Annotated in this window: 6 protein-coding genes and 2 pseudogenes; 3 read left to right on the top strand and 5 right to left on the bottom strand. The window is 35.9% G+C overall.

Annotated elements, in window-relative coordinates:
- The 3 genes and pseudogenes from NO346_RS05105 to NO346_RS05115 all read left to right on the top strand — a co-directional run.
- Window positions 1-133, top strand: a pseudogene (locus NO346_RS05105) (IS5/IS1182 family transposase); the annotation flags it as partial.
- Window positions 134-218: 85 nt separating this feature from the next.
- Entirely contained in the window at window positions 219-1,172 is a 954-nt protein-coding gene (locus NO346_RS05110) for a hypothetical protein (RefSeq protein WP_256414470.1), read from the top strand.
- 125 nt (window positions 1,173-1,297) lie between these two features.
- Window positions 1,298-1,822: a hypothetical protein gene (locus NO346_RS05115; protein ID WP_256414471.1), complete on the top strand. Its 525-nt coding sequence runs from the start codon at window positions 1,298-1,300 to the stop codon at window positions 1,820-1,822.
- A gap of 166 nt (window positions 1,823-1,988) precedes the next feature.
- On the opposite strand, the pseudogene NO346_RS05120 reads toward NO346_RS05115, so the two are convergent.
- The 5 genes and pseudogenes from NO346_RS05120 to NO346_RS05140 all read right to left on the bottom strand — a co-directional run bounded on the left by NO346_RS05120 (window position 1,989) and on the right by NO346_RS05140 (window position 6,006).
- Window positions 1,989-2,342: pseudogene (locus NO346_RS05120) on the bottom strand (DUF4951 domain-containing protein).
- 202 nt (window positions 2,343-2,544) lie between these two features.
- Window positions 2,545-3,369 (bottom strand): carbon-nitrogen hydrolase family protein, encoded by an 825-nt coding sequence (locus NO346_RS05125; RefSeq protein WP_256414472.1) that lies wholly within the window; start codon window positions 3,367-3,369, stop codon window positions 2,545-2,547.
- Window positions 3,370-3,397: 28 nt separating this feature from the next.
- A complete protein-coding gene (gene gigB / locus NO346_RS05130; protein WP_004664261.1) occupies window positions 3,398-3,919 on the bottom strand; it encodes an anti-anti-sigma factor GigB in 522 nt (173 codons plus the stop codon).
- Between the two features lie 102 nt (window positions 3,920-4,021).
- Window positions 4,022-4,990, bottom strand: coding sequence for an RsbU family protein phosphatase GigA (gene gigA / locus NO346_RS05135; protein ID WP_034602948.1), 969 nt, complete (start codon window positions 4,988-4,990; stop codon window positions 4,022-4,024).
- Between the two features lie 131 nt (window positions 4,991-5,121).
- A complete protein-coding gene (locus NO346_RS05140) occupies window positions 5,122-6,006 on the bottom strand; it encodes a VacJ family lipoprotein (RefSeq protein WP_256414473.1) in 885 nt (294 codons plus the stop codon).
- Window positions 6,007-6,525: the final 519 nt, after the last annotated feature.

Genomic DNA, 6,525 nt, shown 5'->3' on the forward strand with positions numbered 1-6,525 from the left:
GGTTGAGCATGTATTTGGCAGTTTGAAAACCTTCAAAATTCTTGCTGAGCGATATCGCAATCGAGGCAAAAGACTAGTATTAAGATTCAATTTAATTGCTGGAATCTATAATTTAGAACTGAGTAAAAAATGACTTATGAAAGAAGTCTAATAAAGAGGGGGGCGATACAAATCCTGCTGAAATAGCTTCCAATAAAGAAATAATACTGAGCCCATCTTTGGGTAAGATTATTGAGGGACGTGCGGTACTTAAAAATGCATTAACAGGACAAGCGATTACAGATATTCAGAATATCGATGCGGATGGTACAGTAACATTTAAGGTTGATAGTAATAAACTTAAAGACCCTATTATTGCCGAAATTTTACCAAGTACAGCAGGTAAGTTAATCTATGCTGATGAAGCTATAACGGATAAATTGGTTACGATTGATGCTGCAGCAAATACAGCGATATTACGTGCAGCAACCACAATTACTACTAATAAAACTAATTTAGGGATTACAGCTTTAGCGGAAGCTGCCGTTGCATATGCGGAATCACAACGCTTTAGTGTAGATAGTATCAATGCTGCTAATAAAATGGTTCAAACCCAATTAAACTTAACGAAATTCAACATTACTGATGCGCCAGCAATCATAGGGTTAAATGATTTCACACCACTCGCAAATATATCATTGAATGAACAGCAGCGAATTTATGCAGCTTATCTTGCGACTTTGGCAAAAGAAATCAAAAGATTACACCCAAACAGCACTCAACCTGCTTATGAAGTCGCACAAGCACTTAAAAAAGATTTATCGGATGGGGTATTTGATGCAAAACATGGTGTCTATGATAATACATATGGTGTATATCATGGATATTGGGCTAAGGCATGTTTGAATTGGGATGAATACTTTTATAATACTGTTACAAAATTAAAAAATACAGCAGAGGCTACCCAATGGTTTGAATCATTTAATACCAATAGCTTATATCAGTTACAAAGTTCACAATTTTGTGCTGAGCAGTCTTTATCAGTAGCCAAATTGAGTGATTTATCTGAATATACAGGTAGCTATAAAAACTCTTCTGGTATGAATACACTCAATATTGATATTGCATCAGGTATTGTTACAGTAGAGGGTATGCCTAAATCTATTATGTATGTAGTAATGCAAAGGATATAAAAGATAAAGAAGATAATGATCTTAGTTTTTATGCAATTATTGATTATGGTACTGTAAATCTATCTACAGTTAATACCAAAAATGGTAATGCACAGTCTGTATACTATAGTGTCCGCACAGGTAATTTGACAGGTTTACTAGGAAGTGCAAGTCGAATCATTGATTCCAAACCTGAACCTAATCCAGAACCGAAACCCAATCCAGAACCAAAACCTAATCCAGAACCACAGCCAAGCTGTGATGCTGGTCAATGGGGTTGTGTTACAATCACAAACTTTGGAAAGTTCACACATAATGTAACGAGTAGAGTTCTTCCCCAAGTACCCAAAGTGGGAACATTAACAAAGGATACATTATCTGTTTACTTTATTCGTGAAAATGACCCTGATATTGTGATGCAGGATTCGTTAATTGTCTCTATAAGTAAAGTTTTAAATTCAACTAGTACATATATTAGCTTTGATGGATTTGCTGGTTTGGGGGATTATCAATCATATGCTTGTGGAAATACTGTTAATTCAAATAGGATAGATTGTTCAGGGGTAACATTTAACTCTGTAAACCGAACGGTAACTTTCAATAATACTAAGTTGGCTCAGGTTATAGATGGTAATAAAATTGTTACTGTAAATGGGACATTGAAATTCTAAAGTTATTGGATTCTATTTAGAGCATCTTCGGATGCTCTTATTTTTTAAGACAAGATATGTTTAATGTGGGATTTGTTAGTTATTTTTAGTAGATGTAGAAGAGGTGGTTAAAATTCTGAGTCACTGAACTACTTGCGTTTTCCCAGAATTTTCTATTTTTCCCTTTTCACCAAAGCTCAGTGATTTTTTTCATCAAACGCGCCCTATAACGTGCTGTTGGATTATTAGGGTTATTAAGCGCTTCTTGTTCATAATATTGTTGCCAAGCAACAATCATGTCTAAAGTTGCACCTTTTTGTTTGATAATAAGCACGTCTTCTCGCTGGATATTATCTAATCTTTGTCTCGCACCTTCAGAACCCGTTCCCCAACCAATCACCCATTGCACAAAAGAATTTAATTATAAATTTTGCGGTGTAGATAAGATACTTTGTGGACTGGCATTGGTTTCAACGATTGCTGCATGAAGTTGTGCAATTGCCCCTATAAAAAATAAAAAAATGAAAATTACTTTAAACATAAATCAAACTTAATACGAATGAATTGAGGGTATTACATCACGTATAGAATACGACCATTTGATCTTGTTCTACCATGATAAATGAAGCCTATTAAATCATGATCCTACAAAACATACATTTATGAAAATTGACTATAACAGTCAAAGTGATGCCATATGAGGATAAATTGAACAAAACTATGCTTAGATAAAACGATTGTTTTTAATAATTGATAAGTTTGCGATGCTGCATTAATGGCATTGCTAGTCGAATATCATTTTGTTCAGCTAGGTCAAATGAAGATGTAATTAAACCATGTCCTTCAACTGTAATCATTTCTAATAGTTGCCCTCGGCTATTTGTAATCCCTGCATGACCCCAAGTTTGACGCTGTTCACCATGCCAGCCTTGCTGGGCTGCACCAAGCACATAACATTGGCTATCCATTGCACGTGCTTGTAATAGTAATTGCCAATGAAGTTGCCCTGTAGTGTAAGTAAATGCAGCAGGCGCGGTTATAATATTTGCACCTTGTTGGCGTAGAATCAAAGCAAGTTCTGGAAAGCGTAAGTCGTAACATACCATCAGTCCGATATTGCCAAAAGGTGTTTTGGCAACTACAACTTCATCACCAGGTTCAAAGAATCTTGATTCCTGATAACCACCGACAGCATCGCTGACCTGAACGTCAAATAAATGGATTTTGTCATAACGCGCTTCAGTTCTTTCAGGGCTAATGCATAAACTGACGGTTCTAACTCGACCATCATCAATGATTGAACCATCAGGACGAAACGGGCAAGGGAGGGTACCTGCGATAATCCAGATTTGATAACGATGAGCCAATTGTTCCAATCGTTGTTGGATGCTCTCGAATTGTGCTGCTGTCTCGCGTTGTTTCCCTGCTGCAAAACAAACAAAATTTTCTGGGAAAACAATAAGCTCAGCAGCTTGAGCCTTACTTTGTTGGATCAATGATTCAATGACGATGAAATTTGCTTCAATGTCATTTTGAGAGTTCATTTGTGCAACAGAAAGTAAGGTCATACAAGCATCACAATTTAGTTTTCAGCAATTATGCATTTTGTTTTTGTGAATCAAGAGATAAACACTCTTGTTCTTTTTGCAATTGCTTTACAAGTGGCTCAAACATATTTTGGTTGTTTTCATTTAAACGCATTAGTGTTTTATGCGCATCTAACACAGTGTTGAGCATTGCACTATGTGTAACGTGCTCTTCAGTTAATTCTAAAGTGCATACGTTTGGATCACCGCAATAATTTAAAATCACAAATACCTGACCTAGCCCCATACTGTTGGCTAAAGTTGTAATATCTGGATTTGTCGAGAGCATAACAGCTTGAATATGATGAACTTGTTTAAGCTTAAGACCTAGTTTTGCAAGTACACCCAAGACTGTGCTGTCAATAAATGTAGTTTCAGTTAAATCAACAATTGCACCGACAACATTCTGTTGCTGTTCAATTTTGTTGAGTAACTTGTCTAAACTTATACAAGAGTGAGCGCGCACTTCGCCAATAAGCTTGAAAATATGCGTTCCGTTCAAACTTGCATATTCAACATGACCTGTTGACATATAAATGCCATTTTCAGAGAAAGGATATAAAATTATCCCATAGTGATATTCTAGACACAAGTGGTTGGATGCTGTGATCTAATTAAAATATTGATTTTAGAGTTAATTCATTCGACATATGCTTAATATTGCAATATCGTCAGCAACATGATCTGGTGCTTTGAAAGCGTCATGCTGAAGATGTTCGACCAATTGATTAAATTGATCATTCAAACCGCCATCAAATGGTTCAAGTGCACCATCAGAACATAATATAAAACGAGCATTACGGCTCAGCGTACAACAATGTTCTTCAACTTCTAGTTCTTCAGTAAGACCTAATGGAAAGCTACTTGTTGTAAGGATTTGTGGTGGTTGGTTGGGCTCAAAAATAATTGGAGGAGGGTAGTGCCCAGCACTTGACCAACATACTTCATGAGTTGCTAAGTTTAATATTCCCGCCACCATAGTAATATGCTTTTCAATATTTTCTTGTACTAACATTGCATTTAGTTTTTGAATCAATTGACTAGGTGTTTTTGATCGGCCATGAAATGCCGCCATCCAAGATGTGAGTAAACTACTTGTTACCCCATGGCCTGAAACATCTGCTAAATAAAACAAGACTTCATCATCATTTAATCTCCAGTAATCATACCAATCTCCTGACAGGTAAGCTGAAGGCTGAAAAAATGATTCAAATTGATAGTTTGGTAATTCGATCGGGTTTGGTAATAATCTTTTTTGTAGTTCTGCGGCGGAAGGTAAATCTCTACTATCTTGATTACGTTTATATTGAGCATCGATTTTAAACAATGAGTGAACAGGATTTTTGGGTAATTCACTCCAAATCCATCCTGCCAACGCACCCATTTCCCATGCTTGAGCTAATGCAGTTCCTTCATGTTCAAAAGCAAGAACAATTGTAGGTAATTTCCATTGGTATTTTAAAAAATCTTGTACATCGGCAATAGCAATTATTGTTTGATCATACAAATCTAAATCATCGATATGAATGATTTGTAAACTCGGTAACTCATTTAGTGCTTGTTCTAAATAAGATATTGAGCGTGTGGGTTGAATAAAATACATAGATAAGCAGCCGACCTTTTGTATTTGTATGATCATTTTTTAATTCATCATAGATGAAATATGATGAAAAACATAGTATTGCTAAAACTTTAAATTAATACATAAGTCTATCATTTAAAGTTCCTAAGAGATTACTTGTCATCACTTGATTGATCGTTATTATCATCTTCGTCACTTACAAATGAAACATCTGCCGAATCTCCATGCTTTTCAGCGATTTGGAAGGCTTTACGTTGTAAGTAAAAATCACGGATCATTGAATATTTATCGCCTTTTAAGCTTTCTTCAATATCCAAAATTTGTGAGCGAGCATCAATTGCTTGTAATAAATTAGTAGACCAATAAATACCTTCTTGATCATCTAATAAATATTTTTGTGGGCGACCAAAACTATCTGTTGCTAAACCAAAACCGTCACGGAATGTGCTTGGACCAAAAAATGGCAGCATCACGTAAGGACCTGATGGTACACCGTAGTAACCTAAAGTGACGCCAAAACTTTCCTCTTCAGTGGTTAGGCCTAAACGACGGGCAGGATCAGCAAAACCTAGTGTTGTAAGCGTATTAATCGTGAAACGACCTAATGTCTTGGCAGCGCGAGTTGGTCGTCCTTGGATTAATTGGTTGACTGCATTCCAAGGTTCACCTAGATTTTTCCTAAATTGGCGATAAGGAGTACGGACTTCTTCTGGAACTTTTGCCATATATTGTATTGCAACAGGTTTTAATAAATTACGATCCAAAGCATCATTTAAAGCAAAGATCTGTCTATTCAATGGTTGTAAAGGATCTTTTACAGCATCAGGTTGGGCAGCGTTTGCATTGACCTTTAAAACATTTTTAGTGATATGTTTTAAATCTTTTATGGCTTGAATCGTCGATGTCGATTGTTGATTGTTGGTATTTGCCACAGAGCTTGTTTGAATAGATGGCTCGTTTTGAACTTCTTGTGCTAATACAGGTGAGTATGCCCCAGCAGTTAACAGCCCAAGCAAGATGTAATTTGAGTAATGCATATAAGTCCTTCGTCGCCGTTAGAGCGAAATACAGTCATTAGAATGATTGCGCTGCATGACGCAAAACATAGATATAAGGTATACAGTTTAGTTGTTCTCTTCTTATTAAAACAAATTCGGTCGAAAAATATAAGAAAAATTGTGATTTTGGTTTAAAAACGTCCACTTAAATAAAAAAGATTAGGAAATGGGGTTGTGTTGGGAGAGGAATGGTGTAGAATGCACATCCATCGGCGGTGATGCAGATAAAAACTTGTTGATAAACAAGGGTTTGGCTAGATTAGTTGAGTTCTTGGGTTGGTTGATGAGTTTTAAAAATATCTAAATTACCTGTTGACTTTAATTTAGATTAGAGTAACATAGCCGACCTAGCTTGATGATGACGAATTATCGAGAAGATCATTAAGAGAATAGAAGAACAACTTGTGTGGATTTTTACTGATTGATCGATCGAAAATATTTCATTGATTGAATGGTAGAAATTTCTCGAAGTTTATTTGAGCGAATTTTTAGTCAGAA

This window comes from Acinetobacter sp. 5862, from assembly GCF_024494585.1.
GTDB lineage: Bacteria > Pseudomonadota > Gammaproteobacteria > Pseudomonadales > Moraxellaceae > Acinetobacter.

What these genes read in the sequence shown, in the direction of transcription:
- NO346_RS05125 (WP_256414472.1), bottom strand. Translation starts at nt 3,369, where the DNA reads ATGACCTTACTTTCTGTTGCACAAATGAACTCTCAAAATGACATTGAA.
- gigB (WP_004664261.1), bottom strand. Translation starts at nt 3,919, where the DNA reads ATGTCAACAGGTCATGTTGAATATGCAAGTTTGAACGGAACGCATATT.
- gigA (WP_034602948.1), bottom strand. Translation starts at nt 4,990, where the DNA reads ATGTATTTTATTCAACCCACACGCTCAATATCTTATTTAGAACAAGCA.
- NO346_RS05140 (WP_256414473.1), bottom strand. Translation starts at nt 6,006, where the DNA reads ATGCATTACTCAAATTACATCTTGCTTGGGCTGTTAACTGCTGGGGCA.